This is a genomic window from Mycobacterium sp. C31M, from assembly GCF_053345865.1.
In genome coordinates this window covers 209,982-233,617 of the sequence record NZ_JBKFAX010000007.1, presented here as the reverse complement: position 1 = coordinate 233,617, position 23,636 = coordinate 209,982, and the positions used below count along the sequence as shown (strand labels likewise).

Genomic DNA, 23,636 nt, shown 5'->3' with positions numbered 1-23,636 from the left:
GTGGAAGAGCTTCCGCGGCATCATGGCCGGCACCCTCATCCTGGAGGCCATCGTCGCGCTGCTGGCGCTGCCGGTGGTGGCCAACGGTGCCGCCGGCCTGACCGCGACCAGCGGGGGATTCCTGATCGGCGCGGCGGTGGTGCTGGTCCTGATGTCCGGTGTGCAGGGCAGGCCCGGGATCATCTGGGTGAACCTGGGCGTGCAGTTCGTGCTGATCGCCGGGGCCCTGGTGCACGCCGCGATCGGGTTCATCGGGGTGGTGTTCGCCGCCGTCTGGGCGCTCATCATCTACCTGCGCGCCGAGGTCAAACGGCGCCAGGACCGCGGTCAACTGCCCTGGCAGCAGGCCGCCGGTGACACCGAACAGTCCGCTGGTGACACCGAATAGGACCAGGAGTCGTCCGTTCGTATGAGCCAGGTACGCTGTGCGCCGTGACTGAGCGGACTCTCGTGTTGATCAAGCCCGACGGCGTACAGCGGAACCTGATCGGTGAGATCGTCAGCCGCATCGAGCGTAAGGGTCTGACCTTCGCCGCCCTCGAGCTCAAGAACGTCACCGAAGAGGTGGCCCGGCTGCACTACGCCGAGCATGACGGCAAGCCGTTCTTCGGTTCGCTGCTCGAATTCATCACCTCGGGGCCCGTCGTGGCCGCAGTGGTCGAGGGGGAGCGCGCCATCGCCGCGTTCCGTCAGGTCGCCGGTGGCACCGATCCGGTGGAGAAGGCGACCCCCGGCACCATCCGTGGTGACTACGCTCTCGTGACCCAGGAGAACCTGGTGCACGGCTCCGACTCGCCCGAGTCGGCTGCCCGGGAAATCGCCCTCTGGTTTCCGGAGTTGACCGGCGCGTAGCGCCCGCTTTTGCCGCCTTGGTCAGATCAGGCCTCGCGGTATGGGATACTTAGCTCGGGAGACCGGCGCCACACTGGGGTCGGTAACCCGGATGAAGACTTCGACGAGCGCGACCATCGTATTTTCGATGTGGCGCCAGACCGTCCAGCCATCATTCAGCCAGGCGCCGAACGGGTTCGTTGTGGACCCCTCGGAGCGAGACCATAACAAGTTCGGGAGAAGTTCCCCGGACCCATAGCGGAAGCCCTCGCGTGGCCGCGTCGTACGACGCGCCCGGGGGCTTGAGGAGAATTTGTGGCCGAAGATGCCCCTACCCAAGACCTATCCGAAAACACCGAGCGCAGCGAGGAACTGCCGGCGAAGCTGAGAGTCCACTCGCTGGCCCGCGTGCTGGGCACCACCAGCAAGCGCATCGTCGACGCCCTGGCCCAACTCGACGGGCGGGCGCGCAGCCCGCATTCGACCGTCGAACGTGCCCAGGCCGAACGTGTCCGCGAGGTGCTCAACGCCGAGGCCGCGGCATCCGCCGTCGAGTTGCCGCCCGTCGAGGCAGCCGAGCAGCCTGCCGCGGCAGGTGCCGAACCGGTCGTCGCTAAAGCGGTCGTCGAGGTGGTCGAGGTCACCGAGACACCGACCGAGACCGTCGTGGTCGCCGAGACCATCACCGAGCTTCCGCCCCCGACCGCCGATCCGGTCACCGAGGAGCCGGAGTCCCGGTTGCTGCTGGAGACACCGCCCAGCCCGCCGGCCGCCGAATCCGAGCAGGAGCCCGCGCAATACCTGCCGCTGTTCGTCGCTCCGCAGCCTGTCGAGTTCACGCCGCGCCCGGCTGCTGCCCCTGCCACCGACGACACCGATACCGACGACGACACCGACGCCGAATCCGAGGATGGCGATGGTGACGACGACCAGTCCGAACGGCCCGCAGCCCGGCGTCGTCGTCGCGGTCGCCGCGGTCGCGGCCGGGGACGTGGTGAGCAGAGCGCCGAGGACGGCGAGGACGGCGATTCCGACACCGAATCCGAGGCCGAGACCGCCGAGCAGGGCGGCTCGGATGACTCCGACGATTCCGAGGACTCCGAGGACGACAGCAGCGAGGACGGTTCGGGTGGCGAGGCCGGTAACCGGCGTCGCCGGCGCCGTCGCCGCCGCAAGTCGGGTTCGGGTGACACCGAGGACAACGGATCCCCGGACGACCCGCCCAACACGGTGGTGCACGAGCGGGCTCCGCGGGAGAAGTCGGCGAAATCCGATAAAGATGAGATCCAGGGCATCTCGGGTTCGACGCGCCTGGAGGCCAAACGCCAGCGCCGGCGCGACGGCCGGGATGCCGGACGCCGCCGCCCGCCGATCCTGAGCGAGGCCGAATTCCTGGCCCGGCGCGAGGCCGTCGAGCGGACCATGATCGTCCGCGACAAGGTCCGCACCGAGCCGCCGCACGAGGGCGCCCGGTACACCCAGATCGCGGTCCTGGAGGACGGCGTCGTCGTCGAGCACTTCGTGACGTCGGCCGCGTCCGCGTCCCTGGTGGGCAACATCTACCTGGGCATCGTGCAGAACGTGCTGCCCTCGATGGAGGCGGCCTTCGTCGACATCGGTCGCGGCCGCAACGGTGTGCTCTACGCGGGCGAGGTCAACTGGGAGGCCGCCGGCCTCGGCGGTGCCCAGCGCAAGATCGAACAGGCGCTCAAGCCGGGCGACTATGTGGTGGTCCAGGTCAGCAAGGACCCGGTCGGGCACAAGGGTGCCCGGCTGACCACCCAGGTTTCGCTGGCCGGTCGCTATCTGGTCTACGTGCCGGGTGCGTCCTCGACCGGGATCAGCCGCAAGCTGCCCGATACCGAGCGGCAGCGGCTCAAGGAGATCCTCAAGGAGGTCGTCCCCGCCGGCGCAGGCGTGATCATCCGCACCGCGTCCGAGGGCGTCAAGGAAGAGGACATCCGCACCGACGTCAACCGGCTGCAGGAGCGCTGGACACAGATCGAGGCGTCCGCGGCCGAGGTGACCAAGAAGAAGGCCGGCGCGGCGGTGGCCCTCTACGAAGAGCCCGACGTGCTGGTCAAGGTCATCCGCGACCTGTTCAACGAGGACTTCTCCGGTCTGGTGGTCTCCGGTGACGATGCCTGGAAGACCATCAGCGACTACGTGAATTCGGTTGCCCCGGAACTGCTTCCGCGGATAACCAAATACGAGCCGAGCGCTGCTGACGGGCCGGACGTGTTCGCCGTACACCGAATCGACGAGCAGTTGGCCAAGGCGATGGACCGCAAGGTGTGGCTGCCCTCGGGCGGCACCCTGGTGATCGATCGCACCGAGGCGATGACGGTCGTCGACGTCAACACCGGCAAGTTCACCGGTTCCGGGGGCAACCTGGAGCAGACGGTCACCCGCAACAACCTGGAGGCGGCCGAGGAGACGGTGCGCCAGCTGCGGCTGCGCGACATCGGCGGCATCATCGTCATCGACTTCATCGACATGGTGCTGGAGTCCAACCGCGATCTGGTGTTGCGCCGGCTCACCGAGGCGCTCGCCCGGGACCGCACCCGCCACCAGGTGTCCGAGGTGACCTCACTGGGCCTGGTGCAGCTGACGCGCAAGCGCCTCGGCACCGGCCTGATCGAAGCGTTCTCGACCACCTGCACGCACTGCGCGGGCCGCGGCATCACACTGCACGTCGACCCGGTCGACTCGGCGGCACCGTCTGGCGGTGGCCGCAAGTCCGAGTCCGGCGGGGGCGGCGGTGGCGGCAGCCGCCGCGGCAAGCGCGGCAAGAAGGCGGCCAAGCCCGAGGAGCCGCAGGAGGACATCCACGTCAACAAGGTGCCGGCGCATGCCGCCGGTGAGCACCCGATGTTCAAGGCGATGGCCGCCGCCGGCCGTGACGAGGATGACGAGGAGCAGACCGAGGAGTCAACCGAGGTCGACGGTGCCGAGGTCACCGCGGCCACTGACGAGCAGGCAGAGGTCACGGATTCCGAGGAGCTGGACACCGACGCCACGGACGAGGATGCCGACGACGATTCGGACGACGACGATTCGGACGACGACGATTCGGACGACGACGATTCGGACGACGAGGACGACTCGGACGACGAGGACGACTCGGACGACGATGACGAGAACGGGATCGACGACGATATCGACGTCCTCGACGATGACGATGACGATGACGACGATGACGATGAGTTCGACGATGACGAGTCGGATGATGACGACTCGGACGACGAGGATTCGGACGACGAGGACGACTCGGACGAGGACTCCGATGATGAGGACTCGGACGACGACGAGGAGTATCAGCCCGTCGCCGCTGCCCCAGCGCGCAGGCCGCGACGCCGTGCGGCGGCCCGGCCGGCCGGCCCTCCGGCGGGTGAGGACTGACGCCAACAGGCGGTTTGACCCTCTACCCGCTGGTCACGTACCCTTGACCAGTTGTCGCGGGGCTTGCAGCCGCAACTGCTGGCTCGGCCCGCACCCAAGACCCGCACGTGCATGCTCCATATTGCGCGCGCCCAGACGAACGAAGCAGAGGTAGATCCACCATGGCAGCCGATAACGCCACGTACGCAGTCGTCAAGACTGGCGGCAAGCAGTACAAGGTCGCCGTCGGGGACATCGTCAAGGTCGAGAAGCTGGAGTCCGAGCCGGGCTCCTCCGTCTCGCTGCCGGTGGCACTGGTCGTCGCGGGTTCCAAGGTGACCACCTCGGCCGACGACCTGGCCAAGGTCGCCGTCGCCGCCGAGGTCCTCGAGCACACCAAGGGCCCGAAGATCCGCATCCACAAGTTCAAGAACAAGACCGGCTACCACAAGCGGCAGGGTCACCGTCAGCAGCTGACCGTGCTCAAGGTCACCGGAATCGCGTGACGAGCCGCCAGGCGAGTCACCAACTAGTTCAGTAGGGAGTCATTGAAATGGCACATAAGAAGGGCGCATCCAGCTCTCGTAACGGTCGCGACTCAGCCGCCCAGCGGCTCGGCGTCAAGCGCTTCGGCGGCCAGGTCGTCAAGGCCGGCGAGATCCTCGTCCGCCAGCGCGGCACGCACTTCCACCCAGGCGTGAACGTCGGCCGTGGCGGCGATGACACCCTGTTCGCCACCGCCCCGGGCGTGGTCGAATTCGGCGCCAAGCGCGGTCGCCGGACGGTCAACATCGTCCGCCTCGTGCGCTCGGAGGCCTAGGTTTTACGGGACGGTCCTCCGGGACCGTCCGCGAACAGTGAAGCTGCTGCGAGTTCTCCAGAGAACACTCGCAGCAGCTTCATTTTGTCTGGAAGGATCTCCTCATGCCCCGGTTTGTCGACCGTGTGGTGATCCACGCGCAGGCCGGCAACGGCGGTAACGGTTGCGCGTCCGTCCACCGCGAGAAGTTCAAGCCCCTCGGCGGGCCCGACGGCGGTAACGGCGGCCGCGGCGGCAGTATCGTGCTTGTCGTCGATCCGCAGGTACACACGCTGCTCGACTTCCACTTCCATCCGCACGTGGTGGCCCCGTCCGGTAAGCAGGGCGCGGGCAGCAACCGCGACGGTGCCGCCGGCGCGGATCTCGAGGTCAGGGTGCCCGACGGCACCGTGGTGCTCGACGGCGACGGCCGGCTGATCGCCGATCTGGTGGGCGTCGGCACCCGCTTCGAGGCCGTCGTGGGTGGTCGCGGCGGGCTCGGTAATGCCGCGCTGGCCTCCCGGGCGCGCAAGGCCCCCGGCTTCGCCCTGTTGGGTGAGAAGGGCCAGATCCGCGATCTCACGCTGGAGCTCAAGACCGTCGCCGACGTCGGCCTGGTCGGGTTCCCGTCGGCCGGTAAGTCTTCACTGGTGTCCACCATCTCGGCCGCCAAACCCAAGATCGCCGACTACCCCTTCACCACGCTGGTACCCAATCTCGGTGTGGTCTCCGCGGGCGATCACACCTTCACCGTCGCCGATGTGCCCGGTCTGATCCCCGGCGCATCCGACGGCCGCGGCCTCGGCCTGGACTTCCTGCGTCACATCGAGCGCTGCGCGGTCCTGGTGCATGTGGTGGACTGCGCCACCATGGAGCCCGGACGTGACCCGATCTCCGATATCGACGCACTCGAGGCCGAGCTGGCGGCGTATCAGCCCACCCTGCAAGGGGATTCGACGCTCGGTGACCTGGCCGACCGGCCACGGGCGGTGGTACTCAACAAGATCGACGTGCCCGACGCCCGTGAACTCGCCGACTTCGTCCGCGACGAGGTTGCCGAGAAGTACGGTTGGCCGGTCCACGAGATCTCGACCGTCAGCCGGGACGGTTTGCGGCCGTTGATCTTCGCGCTGTGGGACATGGTCGCGGCCTACCGTGCCGCGCAACCCGAGGTGGCGCCGCGCCGTCAGGTCATCCGACCCGTGCCGATTGACGAGACCGGTTTCACCGTCAAGCCCGACGGTCAGGGCGGCTTCATCGTGCGCGGCACGCGGCCGGAACGCTGGATCGCCCAGACCGCCTTCGACAACGACGAGGCCGTCGGCTACCTGGGTGACCGGTTGGCGCGTCTCGGCGTCGAGGACGAGCTGATGAAGCAGGGGGCCACCCCTGGCTGCGCGGTGACGATCGGCGATGTGACCTTCGACTGGGAGCCGCAGACCCCGGCCGGTGTCGACACCCTGATGTCCGGTCGCGGCACCGATGTCCGACTCGAGCAGACCGAGCGGGTATCGGCCGACGAGCGCAAGGCGGCACGAAAGGCCCGCCGGGAGAGCAGCGAATGAGCGACGCTCGCGGAGCGAATCATGATCCAGCATTCGTCGGCCGAGTCTGCGAGGCGGGCGAATGAGTCAGACCCGGGAGGCCGTCAGGACCGCCCGCAGCGTCGTCGTCAAGATCGGCACCACGGCGCTGACCACTCCCACCGGGGTGTTCGACGCGGGTCGGCTGGCCAATCTCGTCGAGGCAATCGAGGGCCGGATGCGCGCCGGTTCCGATGTTGTCATCGTGTCCTCGGGTGCCATCGCGGCGGGAATCGAACCCCTGGGCCTGAGCAAGCGGCCGACCGATCTGGCGACCAAACAGGCCGCCGCGAGTGTCGGTCAGGTGGCGCTGGTCAACGCGTGGAGTACGGCGTTCGCACGGTACGACCGCACCGTCGGTCAGGTGTTGCTGACCGCGCACGACATCGCGATGCGGGTCCAGCACAACAACGCGCAGCGCACCTTGGACCGGCTGCGGGCACTGCACGCGGTCGCGATCGTCAACGAGAACGACACGGTGGCCACCAACGAGATCCGATTCGGCGACAACGATCGGCTCTCGGCTCTGGTGGCGCAGTTGGTCGGCGCCGATGCGCTGGTGCTGTTATCGGATATCGACGGGCTCTACGATGGCGATCCGCGCAAGGCGACCGCCGAGAATCCGGCCCGATTCATCCCGGAGGTGGCTGCCACCGGTGACCTGGACGGTGTGGTCGCCGGGCGGGGGAGCAGCCTGGGCACCGGTGGCATGGCCTCGAAGTTGTCCTCGGCGCTACTGGCCGCCGATGCGGGTGTCCCGGTGCTGCTGGCCGCGGCGGACGATGCGGGCGCAGCCCTGGGTGACGCCTCGGTGGGAACGGTGTTCGCGCCGCGCCCGGAGCGGATGTCGGCGCGACGGTTCTGGGTGCGCTACGCCGCGGAGGCGACGGGGGTGCTGACCCTGGACGAGGGTGCGGTGCGCGCGGTCGTCCAGGGCCGGCGCTCACTGCTGCCCGCCGGGATCACCGCGGTATCGGGCAGATTCCACGGCGGGGATGTGGTGGAACTGCGTGGCCCCGACGGACCGACCGTCGCACGTGGTGTGGTGGCCTATGACGCCGTCGAACTCGCCGCCATGATCGGGCGCTCGACCCCGGATCTGCCGCCGGAACTACGTCGCCCGGCCGTGCATGCCGACGATCTCGTCGCGGTCTGAGCCCGGTGCGGACGAGCGTCCGCGCAGCAAACGTCGCTGGTAGCTAATGCTGTTTTCAGATAACGTTCGCGTCAATAGCAATGTTTGCTAGGGCTTTCGGTCTGAATTTGCCGTTTGACAGAATCTGCCGCTACCGACGCCGGATGATCGTCGGTTGAGCTAATGCCGACATGCGGTCTAATGACGAGGTATGCTCCATCAAAATCAGGTGTCAGCAAACTGAAAGCTGGGGGCATGACACGTCGTTCGGTTCTCGCGGTGGGGGCGCACCCCGACGATATCGAATTGGGTTGCGGTGGCGCACTCGCCAAGCACGTTGCTGCCGGTGACCGCGTCACGATGCTCGTTGTCACCCGCGGCGAAGAAGGACCGGGCCGGTCGGCGCAACGCGTCGCCGAACAGACCGCCGCCATCGAGGTTCTCGGCATCGACCGCCTGATCTGGGGCGAGGGCTTTCTGGACTGCCGGGTGTCCCTGCAGGAGTTCGAACTCGTGCACCTGATCGAGGACGCCATCGAACAGGTCTCGGCGACGGTGGTCTACACCCACATGGCCAACGACAGCCACCAGGATCACCGCGTGGTCTCGCGGTGCACCATGGGCGCGGCCCGCTGGGTGTCGACCATCATGGCCTACGGCGGTCCGTCCGCGGTGGGCTTCAATCCCACTGCGTTCATCGACATCTCGGATTCCCTGGACAAGAAGATCGAAGCACTGATGTGCCACGTCTCGCAGGCCGAGGCCAGTGAGAAGGTCAGCGCATCCTGGGTGCGCAGTTCCGCCGAGCACTACGGGTTCCTGTGCCGGCGCCCGTTCGCCGAGGGTTTCGAACCGATCCGCCAGGTCGTCGACTTCTAGCCGGTGCCAACCTTTCTCGTGATCGGCGCCGGCACCACCGGGATCGGCGCCGCAGTCCGACTCACCGAACTCGGGATCGATCATCTGGTGGTCGACGCGCGTGATCAGCTTGGCGGCATGTCGGCTTCGGTCACCGATGACGCGGGCTTCACCTGGGACCTCGGCGGTCACGTGCTGCACAGCCATTTCCCCGAGTTCGATGATGCGGTGGTCGCCAGCGGTATCGCGCTGAACCACGTGGCCCGCAACGGTTGGGTGTGGTTGCGTGGTGACGGTCCGGCAAGCCTGGTGCCGACCCCGGTGCAGCAGCAACTCGACGAGATCCCGGCCGACCTGAGCCCCGATGCGCCGGTGCGCCACCTCGCCGACTACTACCGCAACAACTTCGGGCAACGGCTCTACGACGAATTCTTCGAGCCATACAACCGCAAGATGTGGACGTTGCCGCTCGATCAGATCGACGACGAGTGGACCTCGCTGCGTAGCGGTAGCGACGCCCGTAACGTGCCGGTGCTGGCACTCGCCGGGACGATGACCGCACCCGCGTCGACATTCCCTTATCCGGTGGGTGGAACCGGTGCGCTGTGGCGGGGCGTGCACGATCGCCTGATGGCGCCGGATTCGGTGCGGCTCAACACGACAGTGTTGGCGCTGGACGCGTCGGCCCGCACCGCCACCCTCGACGACGGCAGCACGGTGTCCTACCAGTACTGCATCACCACCGCGCCGGTGACGACCACACTCGACTGGGTCGGCTGGTCCGACCGGACGGGTTCGTTGCAAGCCAGCCGCCTGCATGCCGTCGGAATCGGATACCGGGGTGAGCCGCCGCCGTCACTGGCGGACAAGACGTGGGTGTACTGCCCGCACGACTCGGTGCCCTGGTATCGGGCCACCATGTTGAGCAATTACGATGCGGCCAACGCCGGCCCGGGACGGTGGAACATCCTCTGCGAGGTACCGATTTTCGCCGACTCGGCGGTCTCGGCACCGGACGCGGTGGCCGGTGTGGTGGCGTCGCTGCACCGGCTCGGCGCGGACCCGGATCAGGTGGTCAGCCGGTTCGTCACAACGCTGGAGCTCGGCTATCCGGTGCCCACCCTGGGGCGTGACGAGCTGCTGCGCGAGGCCGACGATCATCTTCTCGCACAGGGTATCTACAGCCGCGGTCGGTTCGGCGGCTGGCGCTACGAATCCTCGAACCAGGACTACGGCTACATGCAGGGCCGCCAAGCGGTCGATCATGCCGTGTCCGGCAGTCCGGAGGATGTGTACTGGCACCCGGAGCGGTTCTAGCCCTCCAACTGGTTCACCCCTCCAAATACAGAGCACCCCGGATGATCTCGGTCAGCGCGGCGGCCAGTTCGGTGTCATAACTCGCCGGCTGGGTGGGCAGATTCTGCTGGCAGACCCGTTCCACCATCCAGACCAGACTGCTGGCGGTTGGCCCGGCCAGCAGCCCGGAGCGGATCGACCCGTCGGCCTGGCCGGCCTCGATCACCTCGGTGAACTGGGCGGCGATACCGGTCAGCAGTTCGGAATAGGTCTCGCCGACCTGGTCGTCATAGGCGGCCATTTCGTTCAAAGCGATCAGCACCGGTTGATGATGGCGGTAGCTGGCGATCAGGCGCGTCATCGCGGCGTGGATGTCGGCAGGGTTGCGACGGCTGGCCACCGTCCACCACTGCGCGGCGTCATCGGTCAGGTCCCCGAAGACCTGCCGGGCCAGCCGCCGCAGCAGATCGCCCTTGTCCTCGAAGTAGATGTAGAAGCTCGCCCGCGAGATACCGGCCTCGGTGGACAGCCGGTCCACACTGAGCTCGGTGAAACTGGCGCCGTCGGCCATCAGGCGGTCGGTCGCGTCGAGCAGCTGTCGTTCGATCTGTTCGCGGCGTTCGCGACGGTTCACCTGCGGCTTGCGGGTCGTCCGAGTCACCGATGCCATGGGTCCAGCGTATCGGGCCATGTCGCACCTTGCCTAGACAGGCTGTCTAGGCTTATTGTCAAACGCATGACTGTGTCACCGATCACACCGCTGGACCGCGCCTACGACCCCATCGATCTGTCGTCGCGGGCGTTCTGGGCCACCACCGCGGCTGACCGTGAAACCTCGTTCGCCCAGTTGCGAGCCGAGCGTCCGGTGAGCTGGCACCCGCCGGTCGAGGACTCGTTGATGCCGGATGCGACGGATCGTGGCTACTGGGCGGTCACCCGGCATGCCGATGTCGTCGAGGTCAGTCGCAACAGCGAGGTCTTCCTGTCCGGGCAGGGGGTCTTGTTCGAGAACGTCCCGCAGGAGTTGCTGGAGGCCTCGCAGTCGTTCCTGGCCATGGATCCGCCCCGGCACACCCTGATCCGCAAAGTGGTGCACTCGGCGTTCACGCCGCGGCAGGTGCGCCGTATCGAGGATTCCATCAAGGCCAATGCCGCCGATATCGTCGCCGAGCTGCGGGCGGCGGGCAGTGGGGCGGATTTTGTCGACCTGTGTGCCAAGGAGCTGCCCATCCGGACGCTGTCGGACATGGTCGGCATCCCCGAATCCGAACGTCACCAGGTGGCTGCCGCCGCCGATGCGCTGGTCTCCTGGGGTGACCCGGTGTATCTCGACGGACGGAATCCGTTGGAGGTATTGGTCACCAACCAGATGTACCTACACCAGGTGGCACTGGCGTTGGCCGCCGAGCGTCGCGAGAACCCGGGCGACGACCTGTTCAGCGCGCTGGTGCAGGCCGAGGTCGAGGGCTCCCGGTTGACCGATCCCGAGGTGGCGGCTTTCTTTGTGCTGTTGGCGGTGGCCGGCAATGACACCACACGCCAGACGACCAGCCACGCGCTGCTGGCACTGACCGAGGACTCGGCCCAACGTGCTTGGCTTCAGGCCGATTTCGACGATCGGATCGGTACGGCGGTGGAAGAGTTCGTCCGCTGGGCCTCCCCGGTGATGACCTTCCGGCGCACCGCGGCATCGGATTATGAGCTCTGCGGGCAGCAGATCACCACCGGTGACAAGGTGGTGATGTTCTACTCGTCGGCCAACTGGGACAGCACTGTCTTCGACACGCCGCACCGGCTCGACCTGGGGCGGCACCCCAATCCGCATGTCGGATTCGGTGGCGGCGGTCGGCATTTCTGCCTCGGCGCGCATGTGGCGCGGGCGCAGTTGCGGGCGATCTTCAGCGAACTACTTCGTCAGATTCCCGATATCCAGGCCGGTGAACCGTCCTATGTGGCAGGCAATTTCATTCACGCGATCCGCGCACTGCCCTGCACGTTCTAGCGTGCCGAGATCGCCACGGGCAGCTCGCCGGCCAACAGTGTCAGTAGTTCCGAACAGCCGCCGTCGACCTTCACCGTGGCCAGTGCGTCACCGCGGGTGGGCCCGCGATTGATGATCGCGATCGGCATACCGGCCGCAGCGGCGTGCCGGACGAACCGGTAGCCGGAGAAGACCGTCAGCGACGAGCCCGCGACCAACAGCGCGTCGGCGGCGTCGACCAACGAGAAGGCTTGTCCGACACGCTCCTTGGGCACACTCTCACCGAAATAGACGATATCGGGTTTGAGCATGCCGCCGCACCGTGGGCAGTCCAGATATCGGAAACTGGAGGTGTCGGTGATGACGGCGTCGGCATCCGGGGCCACCGCGATCCCGCCGACCTGCTCGGCCCGTTCGGCGAATCCGGGGTTGAGGGCTTCGAGCTCGTCGGCCAACCACTCCCGGGTCATGGTCTGGCCGCAGTTCAGACACACCACCTGCCGGTAGGTGCCGTGCAGATCGATCACCGTGCGGCTGCCCGCCTTGGTGTGCAGCAGGTCGACATTCTGGGTGATCACCCCGGTGAGCACACCGTCGTGTTCGAGCTGGGCCAACGCCCGGTGCCCGGCGTTGGGCACGGTGTCGTCCATGTGCCGCCAACCCACGTGGTTGCGCGCCCAGTAGCGCTGCCGGAACACCGGATCGGAGCGGAACTGGGCGATCGTCATCGGATTGCTCGGTGGGGAATCCGGACCGCGGTAATCCGGGATGCCGGAATCGGTGGATATCCCGGCCCCGGTCACCACCGCGACGCGGCGCCCGGCCAGGGTCGCGACCAGTTCCGGGGCTTCCATGAAAACGAGGATAGGCGGCTCGTGGCAGGGTGGAGCTCATGCCTGATAGATCGACCCGATCGGCGGCGTGGCTTTCCCCTGATCAACTGGCCGACCGGGCGGCGCGGGCCGCACACGCTGCGCTCGACGCGGGTCGGGCACTGGGTCTGACCGTCGATAACGCGACGATCCTGCACGATGTGTTCTCGGTCGTCGTACACCTGGAACCGGCACCGGTGGTGGCCCGCATCCCGGTGGTGCTGCCTCCGGGTTACACCCCCGCGCGACAGCACGTCCGCCAGCAACGCGAGCTTGATGTGGTCGCGTGGCTGGACGCCCAGGATGTCCCGGTGGTGCCACCGAGCCCGCTGGTCCCGCGCACACCGGTGCGCCACGAGGGTTTCCCGATGACATTCTGGGAGCTCGCCGATGTGGCCGATGATCATCAACCCTATTCGGGTGTCGCCATCGGCAAGAGCGCCGAACTGCACGCCGGGATGGCCGGGTACCCGGGGGAGCTGCCGTTCCTGGTGCCCTTCACCGAGGCGGCGCCGGACATGTTCGTGGCGTTGGAACCCTCGGAACTGTTGAGCGCCGGCGATATCGAGCGGGCCCGCGCGCAATTCGCGGCGCTGTGGCCGGTGCTGGGTGACCGGGACGCCTTCGCCGCGCGGTACCCGCATGTCGGCGTACAACCGGTGCAGGGAGATGGTCCGTCGCACAATGTCATTCGCACCAGGTCCGGAATCAAGTTCGCCGATTTCGAGGATGTCTGCGCAGGTCCGGTGGAATGGGATCTGGCGATGATGGGGCCGTCGTCCGTCGCCGAGTACGACGAGGCCGCCGTCGCCTTCGGGCTGCGCCGCACCGACCCCGAGGTGCAGCAGCTGATGGACACCGCGAGGGGCCTGCAATTCGTCAGCTGCGCGGTGCTCGTCCCGCAACTGCCGGTGCTGGCCGACGGACTGGGCCAGGCAATCGAGACCTGGCGCCACGGGGTGTGATGCCAGAATGGCCGGGTGGACTTCTACTCGGCCTACAGCCATGGATTCGTGCGGGTCGCCGCCTGCACGCACCACACGACGCTGGCAGACCCCGCTGCGAACGCCGAATCGGTGTTGCAGATGGTCAGGGAATTGCATGACGACGGTGTCGCGCTGGCGGTGTTCCCGGAACTGACGTTGTCCGGGTACTCGATCGAGGACATCCTGCTGCAGGACACCCTGCTCGACGCCGTCGAGGAGGCGCTGGCCACGGTGGTGGCGGCGTCGGTGGATCTGCTGCCGGTGTTGGTGGTGGGCGCGCCGCTGCGCTACCGCAATCGCGTCTACAACACCGCCGTGGTGATCCATCGCGGTGCCGTGCTCGGTGTGGTGCCCAAGTCGTATCTGCCGACCTATCGCGAGTTCTACGAGAAACGTCAGCTCGCCTCCGGTGACGGGCAGAGCGGGACGATTCGGCTCGACGGTCACGACGTACCGTTCGGTCCCGACCTGCTGTTCGAGGCCACCGACCGACCCGATTTTGTGCTGCACGTCGAGATCTGTGAGGACATGTGGGTGCCGGTGCCGCCGAGTGCGCACGCGGCACTGGCCGGGGCCACGGTGCTGGCCAACCTGTCGGGTAGCCCCATCACCATCGGCCGCGCCGACGATCGCAAGCTGCTGGCCCGGTCGGCGTCGGCACGCTGCCTGGCCGCCTACGTGTATGCGGCGGCGGGGGAGGGTGAGTCGACGACCGACCTGGCCTGGGACGGCCAGACGATGATCTACGAGAACGGTGCCCTGCTCGCCGAGTCGGAACGTTTCCCGAAAGGGGAGCGGCGCAGCACCGCCGATGTGGACGTATCGCTGCTGCGTGCCGAGCGGTTGCGGATGGGTAGTTTCGACGACAATGCACAACATGAAGCGCGTGAGCGCGGCGGTCAGGACTTCCGCCGCGTCGAGTTCACCGTCGATCCGCCGTCCGGCGACATCGGACTGCTCCGACGGGTCGAGCGGTTTCCGTTCGTTCCCTCGGATCCCGCTCGGCTGCAACAGGATTGTTATGAGGCGTACAACATCCAGGTATCCGGCCTGGAACAGCGGCTGCGCGCGCTGAACTATCCGAAGGTGGTCATCGGGGTGTCCGGCGGCCTGGACTCCACCCATGCGCTGATCGTCGCGGCCCGCGCGATGGACCGGGAGGGCCGTCCACGCAGCGATATCCTCGCCTACACCCTGCCGGGTTTCGCGACCAGCGACCACACCAAGGGCAACGCCATGGCGTTGAGCAAGGCCCTGGGTGTGACGTTCAGCGAGATCGACATCCGGCAGACCGCCGAGTTGATGCTCACCGAGATGGACCATCCCTTCGGTCGCGGTGAGAAGGTCTACGACGTCACCTTCGAGAACGTCCAGGCCGGCCTACGCACCGACTATCTGTTCCGGCTGGCCAACCAGCACGGCGGCATCGTGCTCGGGACCGGGGATCTGTCGGAGTTGGCGCTGGGCTGGTCCACCTACGGTGTCGGCGACCAGATGTCGCATTACAACGTCAACGGCGGGGTGCCGAAAACCCTGATCCAGCACCTGATCCGGTGGGTCATCTCGTCGGGCCAGTTCACCGACGAGGTGGACGAGGTGTTGCAGTCGGTGCTGGACACCGAGATCACCCCGGAACTCGTCCCGTCGGCCGACGGGAAGCAGGTACAGAGCAGCGAGGCCAAGGTGGGTCCCTATGCGCTGCAGGACTTCTCGTTGTTCCAGGTGCTTCGGCACGGATTCGGCCCGGCCAAGGTCGCCTTCCTGGCCTGGCATGCCTGGCATGATGCCGAGCGCGGTCACTGGCCGCTGGGCTATCCGCTGGACAAGCGGCCGCAGTACCCGTTGGGCGAGATTCGGCGCTGGCTGACGGTGTTTGCGCAGCGGTTCTACTCGTTCTCCCAGTTCAAGCGGTCCGCGCTGCCCAACGGTCCGAAGGTGTCCTCGGGTGGGTCGTTGTCCCCGCGCGGCGACTGGCGCGCACCGTCGGATATGTCGGCGCGGATCTGGTTGGAGGCCATCGAACGCGACATCCCGGAGAACTGACCGCGCCCGTCCCGATGGGCGAGTAGCTTCGGAGCCTATCGGAATTTACGGGTGTGTCAGGAGTCGATGATGGGCGCTGCCAGATTCGTCGGTCGGGTGGGCGGCCTCGCGGTCGCGCTGGGTGTCGGGGTCGCGGTGTTCGCCGGCGCAGGAGCGGCCTGGGCGGACGAGGACACCGGCGCACCGAGCTCCTCGTCATCCTCGTCGGAGGGCTCCTCGACCGGTGCCGGGAGTGCGGCCACATCGGGTCCTGAGGGCACCGCGCCCGATGACGACGGTGACCGGCAGTCGGCGGTTCCGAAGAGCTCCCGTGACTCGGAGCCCGAGAACGAGGACGACGATGCCGCCGCCGGGGCCACCAGGCTCTCAGTGCGCGCCGTCACGGCGCGTGAGCGCGACGATGAGCAAGCCGATGCTGAGGCCGACGCGGAAACGGCGGTCCGGCAACAGGATCCGGTGATCGACCGGATCGACGACCCCGAGCCTGTCCGGCTCAACGCGGTCGTCGACCCGGTCGACACCGCAGGGCCCGCCGACGGTCAGGATGCGCCGCTGCAGTTGCCGACCCCGCCGGCGCTGCCCACCGCGAGTCGCCGCGACCTCGCGGCCGAATCGGCGGGAGGCTACGCACCGACCGTCGGCGTTGTCGACGGCGTCATCACCGCAACCAACGGCGCCACCGATCCCAAGAACTCGTATGCGGTGATCGGCAAGCCCGCGACCGGCGGCAAGGTCACCTTCGACAATGCCACCGGCAGCTTCACCTTCCTACCCAACTCGACGCAGTTCCAGCCGTGGGGCTACGACCAGTTCCGGGTGCTCACCATGCAGAAGTCCGGATTCGTACAGTTCCTTGAGACCATCCCCATCCTCAAGTACTTCGTCGCACCGATCGTCGTTCGCCTGCACCAGGTTCCGATCGTGGGAACCTTGCTGACCCCGATCATCGGTACTGCACAGCGCACCGATATCCGGATTGTGATGGACCAGTACCTCGGCGGCGACCCGATCGCCTTCACCACCGACATCACCTCCTTCGACGGCACCCGCATCAGCGTCAACTACTTCCCGAAGATCGGCCTGACCGCCGGACAGACCGCCCCGACCATCCTGAACGGGCCCAGCCTGGCGACCCGCGGCTACACCGATCCCACCCAGCTGACGACCGTGCTGGGCCTGGTGCCCGGGCTGGCGACATTGCGTCCCGAGTACAACGTGGTGACCTGGGATCCGCGCGGCGAATTCGCCTCGGGCGGCCGGATGCACCTGGATTCGGAACTGTTCGAGGCCCGCGATGTCTCGGCCATCATCTCCTGGGTGTCCCAGCAGGCCGGCACGGCTTTCGATCCCGGCACCACCGGCCGGACCAATCCGTTGGTGGGTATGGTCGGCGGTTCCTACGGCGGCGGTATCCAGCTGTCCTCGGCGGGGATCGACACCCGCATCGACGCGATCGTGCCGGGGATCGCCTGGAACTCGCTGACCGGTGCGCTGTACCCGCAGAACAGTTTCAAGACGTCCTGGGCGTCGCTGCTGCTGTTGGCGCTCGTGGTGCAGGAGTCCCGGCTGGACCCGGAGATCTACGCCGGCATCATCACCGGCGCGATCACCGGGTTCCTCACCGGCGGGCAGCAGGACTTCCTGCAACGCAACAGCCCGTCCACCGTCGTCGGGAACATCACGGCGCCAACACTGTTCATGCAGGGCACCGTCGACACCCTGTTCCCGCTGCAGCAGGCGATGCTCAACGCCGCCGCGATCGCCGACGGCGTGCCGGTGAAGATGATCTGGTACTGCGGCGGCCACGGCGACTGTCTGAACCCCGGTGACGCCGATGATCAGAGCGCCTTCCTGGTCAGCGAGACGATGAACTGGCTCGACACCTACGTCAAGAACAAGACCGTCGGGACACCGCCGCCGGTCGACGGCCCGAAGTTCACCTGGGTTGATCAGCTGGGCAACTGGTATGCCACCGACGACCTGCCGATCGATCCGGGATTCAACGATCCGGACCCGCTCGTCGTCTCCGGTGGCGGTGGTCATCTGATCATCGCGCCGCTGCTGGGCGGGTCGGGCCCGCAGAACAAGTGGACCTTCCCACTCGGGCTGACCTTGGCGGCACCGGCCCGACAAGCTGTGAACGTGCCCGTTCCCGATCCGGTGGACACCACCTATATCGTCGGTACGCCGAAGCTGACGTTCAGCTATTCCGGCCTGGGCACCAGCAGGCACGTCTTCGCGCAGATCGTGGACCGCAACACCAATCTGGTGGTCGGTAACATCGCCTCACCCATCCCGGTCCGACTCGACGGCGGCCGGCACACCGTGAGCGTCGATATGGAGGCGCTGGCCTACACGCTCAATCCGGGTGACGACCTGGTACTCCAAATCACGGATTCGGCAACGTCATTCGCCAACGGCACCGCGTATGGCGTCATCCGGATCGAGGACGTCTCGCTGGATCTGCCGATCGCCACCGACGTCATCCCATTGATGATGGGCAACCGCGTCGGGGCGCTGGCCGGGGTGTCATAGCCGGCCCTCGGTACGCAGGTCCGGGTGCACCCAGTCCGGCGAGCGGCGCTCCTTGAACGCGACGAAACCCTGCCGCGCCTCGGGCCCGCTGTAGCTGGCCTTCATGCCGATGCGGTCGAACAGGCCGAGATAGTTGTCCAGGCTGGACTTGACCACCGACCGCGCACCGGGCGCGGTCCGGCACACCTGGGCCAGCACCTCTTTCGACTCGGTGATCAGCTCGTCGTGGGGAACCACCCGCGACACCATGCCCCAGTCCAACGCCTCGGCCGCGGTGAGCACCCGGCCGGTGAACATCAGATCCCGGGTGCGGACCGGGCCGATCAGCCGGGCCAGCATCTGGCTGTAGTAGGTATCGGCGATGCCGCGGAACAGCTCCGGAACCCGGAACGTGGCGCGGTCGCTGACCACCGCCATATCGCTGCACAGCGCGATCTGCAGGCCACCGCCCTGGGCCAGGCCGTTGACCGCCGACACCACCGGTTTGACCGACTGGCGCAGCGTCTCGAACGGGGTGACGTCCATCGACAGCGCCGCACCCCACTTCATCCAGTCGTCGGAACCGTCGCCGCCGCCCAGATCGCCGCCGGGCGCGAACACGTCGCCGGTGCCGGTGATCAGCAGGCCGGCCAGGTCGGGGTCGGTCTCGACATGGCTGACCGCATAGCGGATCCCGAAGTACATGGCCGGGGTCATCGCGTTGCGCGCCTGCGGCCGGTCCAGCGTCACCACCGCGAACGGACCGTCGCGCTCGAACTTCAGGAACGGGGTGCCGAGCCAGTCGCCGTCGGGCGGTCGTGCCGTCATGGTGGGTGACTATAACGACAACTGTTGATCTTTCAGTTCAAGACGTCGTCGATCGCCTCGGCGGTCGGCGCGCAGTCCCCGGCTCCGGGGACCAGGGTGGCCAACGCACCCGCGGCGCAGGCCCGGCGCAGCGCCCGCTCGGGGCCGGCCAGCCAGCCGGCGGCCAGCACCCCGGCGAACACGTCACCGGCACCGGTGGTATCCACCGGCTCCACGCTCGGGGCGGGCACCGTAACCTCGCCGTGCCGGGCGCCGCGAGCACCCAGGGTGGTCACCACATCGGCCACCGGCCAGCGCCACAGCCGTGCTTCGGTCTCGTTGACGATCACGACGTCGGTGACCTCGGCGAGCTCGGACAGCTCGGTATCGGCGGACAGCGGGGACGCATTGAGCATCACCAGCGTGCCGGCGGCACGGGCGATCCGGGCTGCCGCCAACGCAGTGGGCAGCGGAATCTCCAGCTGCAGCAACAGCACATCGGCGGCGGGCAGGGTATCGACGAACAGGTGGGCGTTGGCGCCCGGCGCGACAACGATCACGTTCTCGGCCTCTGCATCGACGACGATGCCTGCGGTGCCGCTGGGCATCGGCAGCCGGGTGACCCCGGCGACGTCGACACCGTTGCGCGCGAGGTGCGCCACCAATGACGCGCCGGCGTCGTCCTCGCCGACCGCGGCGATCATGGTGGTGTCGGCTCCGGCGCGGGCCGACGCGATGGCCTGATTGCCGCCCTTACCGCCGGGAGAATGCGCCAGCGAGGACGCCAGCACGGTGGCGCCCGGGCCGGGCAGCGTATCGACGGTGAAGACGATGTCCATGTTCACGCTGCCCACCACACATACCCGTGCCACAGCCCTACCGTAACCCCGACCGTTCCGGATCGGCGGATGCCCGATACGCTGGCTCAATGAGCGTTCCCGTGCTTGATTTGCGACGGCAGGTGCACGAGGCGGCGGCCGCCGCCCGTACCGCGTCCCGCGCGCTGGCCACCATGAGCACCGCCGAGAAGAACCGGGTGCTGCACGCCGCCGCCGACACCGTGCTGGCCCAGGTCCACGAGATCCTGGCTGCCAATGCCGAGGATCTCGAGGCGGCCCGGGCAGCCGGCACCGCCGAGGCCATGCTGGACCGCCTCGCGCTGAACCCGCAGCGGGTAGACGGGATCGCCGCCGGCCTGCGTCAGGTCGCCGGGCTGCCCGACCCGATCGGTGAGGTGCTGCGCGGATCGACCCTGCCCAACGGCCTGCAGCTGCGCCAGCAGCGGGTGCCGCTCGGTGTGGTCGGCATCGTCTACGAGGGCCGGCCCAACGTCACCGTCGACGCCTTCGGTCTGACGCTGAAGTCCGGTAACGCGGTACTGCTGCGGGGCAGCTCGTCGGCGGCCCGTTCCAACGCAGCGTTGGTGCGGGCCCTGCGTGAGGCGCTGGTCGCCGAGGGGGTGCCCGCCGACGCGGTGCAGCTGCTGCCCAGCGAGGACCGGGCCAGCGTCACCCACCTGATCCAGGCCCGCGGTCTGGTCGACGTGGTGATCCCGCGCGGCGGGGCCGGCCTGATCGACGCCGTGGTGCGCGACGCGACGGTGCCGACCATCGAGACGGGCGTCGGCAACTGTCACGTATTCGTGCACGCCGCAGCCGATCTGGATGTGGCCGAGCGGATCCTGTTGAACGCCAAGACCCGTCGGCCCAGCGTCTGCAATGCCGCCGAGACCCTGCTGGTCGACCGCGCCGTCGCCGATACCGCGCTGCCGCGACTGGTGACCGCGCTGCAGGACGCCGGTGTGACGGTGCATCTGGACCCCAGCGAGGAAGAACTGCGCGCGGAATTCCTGTCGATGGACATCGCGGTGCAGATCGTCGATGGAGTCGACGGCGCCATCAGTCACGTCAATGAATACGGCACCGGCCACACCGAGGCCATCGTCACCACCGAACTGGCTGCCGCACAACGGTTCACCGGCCAGGTGGACGCCGCCGCGGTGATGGTCAACGCCTCCACCGCATTCACCGACGGTGAGCAGTTCGGGTTCGGCGCCGAGATCGGCATCTCCACCCAGAAACTGCACGCCCGCGGCCCGATGGGGCTGCCCGAACTGACCTCGACCAAATGGATCGTGTGGGGTGACGGCCAGACCCGGCCGGCCTGACACCTTTGCGAAAAGAGTGCATGTGAGTCTTCCCGCCCGCCCGGCTCCGCTGTTCGCCGATATCGACGATGTCGCCAAACGGCTCGCCGAAACCGGTTACCTGCCCGACAAGGCCACCGCCACGGCCGTTTTCCTGGCCGACCGGCTCGGTAAGCCGCTGCTGGTCGAGGGACCCGCCGGTGTCGGCAAGACCGAACTTGCCCGCGCCGTCGCGCAGACCACCGGCAGCGAACTGGTCCGGTTGCAGTGCTACGAGGGCGTCGACGAATCGCGGGCGCTCTACGAGTGGAACCACGCCAAGCAGATCCTGCGGATCCAGTCGGGCACAGGCCGAAATGGCGGCGCCGCCGCCGAAGACTGGGATCAGACCCGCGATGACGTGTTCAGCGAGGAGTTCCTGCTCAGCCGTCCGCTGCTGACCGCGATCCGGCGCACCGACCCGACGGTGCTGTTGATCGACGAGACCGACAAGGCCGATATCGAGATCGAGGGCCTGCTGCTGGAAGTGCTCTCCGATTTCGCGGTGACGGTGCCGGAACTGGGCACCATCAAGGCGCAACGCGCCCCGTTCGTGGTGCTGACCTCCAACGCCACCCGGGAACTGTCCGAGGCGCTCAAGCGGCGCTGCCTGTTCCTGCACATCGACTTCCCGGACGCCGAACTGGAACGCCGCATCCTGCTGTCGCGGGTTCCGGAGCTGCCCGACACCATTGCCGCCGAACTGGTGCGCATCATCGGGGTGCTGCGCGGGATGCAGCTCAAGAAGCTGCCGTCGGTCGCCGAGACCATCGACTGGGGCCGCACGGTGCTGGCGCTGGGCATGGACACCATCGATGACGAGCTGATCGCAGCGACGCTGGGTGTGGTGCTCAAGCATCAGTCCGACCAGAAGAAGGCGGCGGGAGAGCTGAGGCTGAACTGATGTCCCGACGCACCCGCCCGCCGCAACCGCTGGCCCCGCACGGAATCCCCGGACACCTGGTGGAATTCGTCGAGGCGCTGCGCGGGGTCGGCATCGCGGTGGGTCCGTCGGAGACCGTCGACGCCGGCCGGGTGATGAACGTGCTCGGACTTGGCGACCGTTCAGCGCTCAAGGAGGGCCTGGCGTGCGCGGTGCTGCGGCGCCCGGATCACCGCGAGACCTATGACGCCATGTTCGACCTGTGGTGGCCGGTGGCGCTGGGGGACCGGACCGTCATCGACGACGAGGCGGACGACAAACGCACACCGGGTGAACCGCAGGCCATGCCACCCGCGGATGTCGAGGCGATGCGCAACGCACTGATCGACATGCTGGGCTCGGAAGCCGAGTTGGAGAACTTCGACGACCGGCTGGCGGCCATGATCGCCCGCATCGTCGAGGCGTACGGGCGATACAACTCCAGCCGCGGGCCGTCGTACTCGTCGTATCAGGCGCTCAAGGCGATGGCGCTCGACGAGTTGGAGGGCCGACTACTGGCCGGACTGCTCGCCCCGTACGGCGAGGAACCCACCCCGACCCAGGAGGAGATCGCCAAAGCCATGGCGGCCCAGCGCATCTCGCAGCTGCGCCGGATGGTGGAGGCGGAGACCAAGCGGCGCACCGCCGAGCAGTTGGGCCGTGAGCACGTCCAGATGTACGGGGTGCCGCAGCTGGCCGAGAACGTCGAGTTCCTTCGCGCCTCCGGTGATCAGCTGCGCCAGATGCGCAAGACCGTCCAACCGCTGGCCCGCACCCTGGCGACCCGGCTGGCCGCGCGGCGGCGCCGGGCCCGCAACGGTGAGATCGACCTGCGCAAGACGTTGCGCAAATCGATGTCGACCGGCGGGGTGCCCATCGATGTGGTGCTCAAGAAGCCGCATCCGGCACGCCCGGAGCTCGTGGTGCTCTGTGATGTGTCCGGTTCGGTGGCCGGATTCAGCCACTTCACCCTGATGCTGGTGTCCGCGCTGCGCCAGCAGTTCTCCCGGGTGCGGGTGTTCGCCTTCATCGACACCACCGACGAGGTCACCGATATGTTCGGGCCGGAGGCCGACCTGGCCGTCGCGGTGCAGCGCATCACCCGGGAGGCCGGCGTCTACACCCGCGACGGGCACTCCGATTACGGGCACGCCTTCGTCTCGTTCACCCAGAACTTCCCCAACGTGCTGTCGCCGCGGTCGTCATTGCTGATCCTGGGCGACGGGCGTAACAACTACCGCAACCCCGAGACCGACCTGTTGACCCGGATGGTCAACGCCAGCCGGCACGCACACTGGCTCAATCCCGAGCCCCGGCATCTGTGGGGCAGCGGCGACTCGGCGGTGCCGCGGTATGTGGACCTGATCCCGATGCACGAGTGCCGGTCGGCCAAACAGCTGGCCTCGGTGATCGACGCGCTGCTGCCCGTCTGAGCGTCACCGG

The 23,636-nt window shown here is 67.6% G+C and carries 20 protein-coding genes; 16 read left to right on the top strand and 4 right to left on the bottom strand.

Annotated elements, in window-relative coordinates; all coding sequences use genetic code 11:
* The first annotated feature begins 22 nt into the window (after positions 1-22).
* From ACLBYA_RS13220 to ACLBYA_RS13180, 9 genes are all read left to right on the top strand, one after another.
* Positions 23-388, top strand: coding sequence for a DUF4233 domain-containing protein (locus ACLBYA_RS13220; protein WP_447709911.1), 366 nt, complete (start codon positions 23-25; stop codon positions 386-388).
* Positions 389-432: 44 nt separating this feature from the next.
* On the top strand, positions 433-852 hold the full coding sequence (gene ndk, locus ACLBYA_RS13215; protein ID WP_447709855.1) for a nucleoside-diphosphate kinase: 420 nt from the start codon (positions 433-435) through the stop codon (positions 850-852).
* 294 nt (positions 853-1,146) lie between these two features.
* The gene (locus ACLBYA_RS13210; RefSeq protein WP_447709854.1) at positions 1,147-4,233 is read left to right on the top strand and encodes an Rne/Rng family ribonuclease; all 3,087 of its coding nucleotides are present in this window, start codon (positions 1,147-1,149) and stop codon (positions 4,231-4,233) included.
* Between the two features lie 161 nt (positions 4,234-4,394).
* A complete protein-coding gene (rplU, locus tag ACLBYA_RS13205; protein WP_447709853.1) occupies positions 4,395-4,718 on the top strand; it encodes a 50S ribosomal protein L21 in 324 nt (107 codons plus the stop codon).
* A gap of 47 nt (positions 4,719-4,765) precedes the next feature.
* Entirely contained in the window at positions 4,766-5,032 is a 267-nt protein-coding gene (gene rpmA, locus ACLBYA_RS13200; RefSeq protein WP_019513236.1) for a 50S ribosomal protein L27, read from the top strand.
* A gap of 104 nt (positions 5,033-5,136) precedes the next feature.
* Positions 5,137-6,576, top strand: a complete 1,440-nt coding sequence (obgE, locus tag ACLBYA_RS13195; RefSeq protein WP_447709852.1) for a GTPase ObgE — start codon at positions 5,137-5,139, stop codon at positions 6,574-6,576.
* 61 nt (positions 6,577-6,637) lie between these two features.
* On the top strand, positions 6,638-7,750 hold the full coding sequence (proB, locus tag ACLBYA_RS13190) for a glutamate 5-kinase (RefSeq protein ID WP_447709851.1): 1,113 nt from the start codon (positions 6,638-6,640) through the stop codon (positions 7,748-7,750).
* A 234-nt stretch (positions 7,751-7,984) separates the two neighbouring features.
* On the top strand, positions 7,985-8,608 hold the full coding sequence (locus ACLBYA_RS13185) for a PIG-L deacetylase family protein (protein ID WP_447709850.1): 624 nt from the start codon (positions 7,985-7,987) through the stop codon (positions 8,606-8,608).
* Between the two features lie 3 nt (positions 8,609-8,611).
* Positions 8,612-9,904: a protoporphyrinogen/coproporphyrinogen oxidase gene (locus ACLBYA_RS13180; protein ID WP_447709849.1), complete on the top strand. Its 1,293-nt coding sequence runs from the start codon at positions 8,612-8,614 to the stop codon at positions 9,902-9,904.
* A gap of 13 nt (positions 9,905-9,917) precedes the next feature.
* On the opposite strand, the gene ACLBYA_RS13175 is transcribed toward ACLBYA_RS13180, so the two are convergent.
* Positions 9,918-10,544 (bottom strand): TetR/AcrR family transcriptional regulator, encoded by a 627-nt coding sequence (locus ACLBYA_RS13175; protein ID WP_447709910.1) that lies wholly within the window; start codon positions 10,542-10,544, stop codon positions 9,918-9,920.
* Between the two features lie 75 nt (positions 10,545-10,619).
* Between ACLBYA_RS13175 and ACLBYA_RS13170 the strand changes: the two genes are divergently transcribed.
* Positions 10,620-11,885 (top strand): cytochrome P450, encoded by a 1,266-nt coding sequence (locus ACLBYA_RS13170; protein ID WP_447709848.1) that lies wholly within the window; start codon positions 10,620-10,622, stop codon positions 11,883-11,885.
* Here the strand turns inward: ACLBYA_RS13170 and ACLBYA_RS13165 are convergent.
* Complete coding sequence (locus tag ACLBYA_RS13165) at positions 11,882-12,718, bottom strand: SIR2 family NAD-dependent protein deacylase (RefSeq protein WP_447709847.1); 837 nt, start codon at positions 12,716-12,718, stop codon at positions 11,882-11,884. The genes ACLBYA_RS13170 and ACLBYA_RS13165 overlap by 4 nt on opposite strands.
* A 38-nt stretch (positions 12,719-12,756) precedes the next feature.
* On the opposite strand from ACLBYA_RS13165, the gene ACLBYA_RS13160 reads away from it, so the two are divergent.
* The 3 genes from ACLBYA_RS13160 to ACLBYA_RS13150 all read left to right on the top strand — a co-directional run bounded on the left by ACLBYA_RS13160 (position 12,757) and on the right by ACLBYA_RS13150 (position 18,300).
* Entirely contained in the window at positions 12,757-13,701 is a 945-nt protein-coding gene (locus tag ACLBYA_RS13160) for a phosphotransferase (protein ID WP_447709846.1), read from the top strand.
* Between the two features lie 15 nt (positions 13,702-13,716).
* On the top strand, positions 13,717-15,765 hold the full coding sequence (locus ACLBYA_RS13155) for an NAD(+) synthase (RefSeq protein ID WP_447709845.1): 2,049 nt from the start codon (positions 13,717-13,719) through the stop codon (positions 15,763-15,765).
* Positions 15,766-15,834: 69 nt separating this feature from the next.
* The gene (locus ACLBYA_RS13150; protein ID WP_447709844.1) at positions 15,835-18,300 is read left to right on the top strand and encodes a S15 peptidase family protein; all 2,466 of its coding nucleotides are present in this window, start codon (positions 15,835-15,837) and stop codon (positions 18,298-18,300) included.
* Here the strand turns inward: ACLBYA_RS13150 and ACLBYA_RS13145 are convergent.
* Together ACLBYA_RS13145 and ACLBYA_RS13140 are read right to left on the bottom strand one after the other, a co-directional pair.
* The gene (locus ACLBYA_RS13145) at positions 18,295-19,107 is read right to left on the bottom strand and encodes an enoyl-CoA hydratase/isomerase family protein (protein ID WP_447709843.1); all 813 of its coding nucleotides are present in this window, start codon (positions 19,105-19,107) and stop codon (positions 18,295-18,297) included. The genes ACLBYA_RS13150 and ACLBYA_RS13145 overlap by 6 nt on opposite strands.
* Before the next feature lie 32 nt (positions 19,108-19,139).
* Positions 19,140-19,958: a ribokinase gene (locus tag ACLBYA_RS13140; protein WP_447709842.1), complete on the bottom strand. Its 819-nt coding sequence runs from the start codon at positions 19,956-19,958 to the stop codon at positions 19,140-19,142.
* Positions 19,959-20,014: 56 nt separating this feature from the next.
* On the opposite strand from ACLBYA_RS13140, the gene ACLBYA_RS13135 reads away from it, so the two are divergent.
* The 3 genes from ACLBYA_RS13135 to ACLBYA_RS13125 are packed head-to-tail and all read left to right on the top strand — an operon-like array spanning position 20,015 to position 23,626.
* Positions 20,015-21,253, top strand: a complete 1,239-nt coding sequence (locus ACLBYA_RS13135) for a glutamate-5-semialdehyde dehydrogenase (protein WP_447709841.1) — start codon at positions 20,015-20,017, stop codon at positions 21,251-21,253.
* A 22-nt stretch (positions 21,254-21,275) separates the two neighbouring features.
* The gene (locus ACLBYA_RS13130; RefSeq protein WP_447709840.1) at positions 21,276-22,175 is read left to right on the top strand and encodes an AAA family ATPase; all 900 of its coding nucleotides are present in this window, start codon (positions 21,276-21,278) and stop codon (positions 22,173-22,175) included.
* Positions 22,172-23,626, top strand: coding sequence for a vWA domain-containing protein (locus ACLBYA_RS13125; RefSeq protein WP_447709909.1), 1,455 nt, complete (start codon positions 22,172-22,174; stop codon positions 23,624-23,626). Before ACLBYA_RS13130 ends, ACLBYA_RS13125 begins: the two co-directional genes overlap by 4 nt.
* The last annotated feature ends 10 nt before the right edge of the window (positions 23,627-23,636 follow it).

What these genes read in the sequence shown, in the direction of transcription:
- ACLBYA_RS13170 (WP_447709848.1), top strand. Translation starts at nt 10,620, where the DNA reads ATGACTGTGTCACCGATCACACCGCTGGACCGCGCCTACGACCCCATC.
- ACLBYA_RS13185 (WP_447709850.1), top strand. Translation starts at nt 7,985, where the DNA reads ATGACACGTCGTTCGGTTCTCGCGGTGGGGGCGCACCCCGACGATATC.
- rpmA (WP_019513236.1), top strand. Translation starts at nt 4,766, where the DNA reads ATGGCACATAAGAAGGGCGCATCCAGCTCTCGTAACGGTCGCGACTCA.
- proB (WP_447709851.1), top strand. Translation starts at nt 6,638, where the DNA reads ATGAGTCAGACCCGGGAGGCCGTCAGGACCGCCCGCAGCGTCGTCGTC.
- rplU (WP_447709853.1), top strand. Translation starts at nt 4,395, where the DNA reads ATGGCAGCCGATAACGCCACGTACGCAGTCGTCAAGACTGGCGGCAAG.
- ACLBYA_RS13145 (WP_447709843.1), bottom strand. Translation starts at nt 19,107, where the DNA reads ATGACGGCACGACCGCCCGACGGCGACTGGCTCGGCACCCCGTTCCTG.
- ACLBYA_RS13135 (WP_447709841.1), top strand. Translation starts at nt 20,015, where the DNA reads ATGAGCGTTCCCGTGCTTGATTTGCGACGGCAGGTGCACGAGGCGGCG.
- ACLBYA_RS13160 (WP_447709846.1), top strand. Translation starts at nt 12,757, where the DNA reads ATGCCTGATAGATCGACCCGATCGGCGGCGTGGCTTTCCCCTGATCAA.
- ACLBYA_RS13220 (WP_447709911.1), top strand. Translation starts at nt 23, where the DNA reads ATGGCCGGCACCCTCATCCTGGAGGCCATCGTCGCGCTGCTGGCGCTG.
- obgE (WP_447709852.1), top strand. Translation starts at nt 5,137, where the DNA reads ATGCCCCGGTTTGTCGACCGTGTGGTGATCCACGCGCAGGCCGGCAAC.
- ACLBYA_RS13150 (WP_447709844.1), top strand. Translation starts at nt 15,835, where the DNA reads ATGGGCGCTGCCAGATTCGTCGGTCGGGTGGGCGGCCTCGCGGTCGCG.
- ACLBYA_RS13165 (WP_447709847.1), bottom strand. Translation starts at nt 12,718, where the DNA reads ATGGAAGCCCCGGAACTGGTCGCGACCCTGGCCGGGCGCCGCGTCGCG.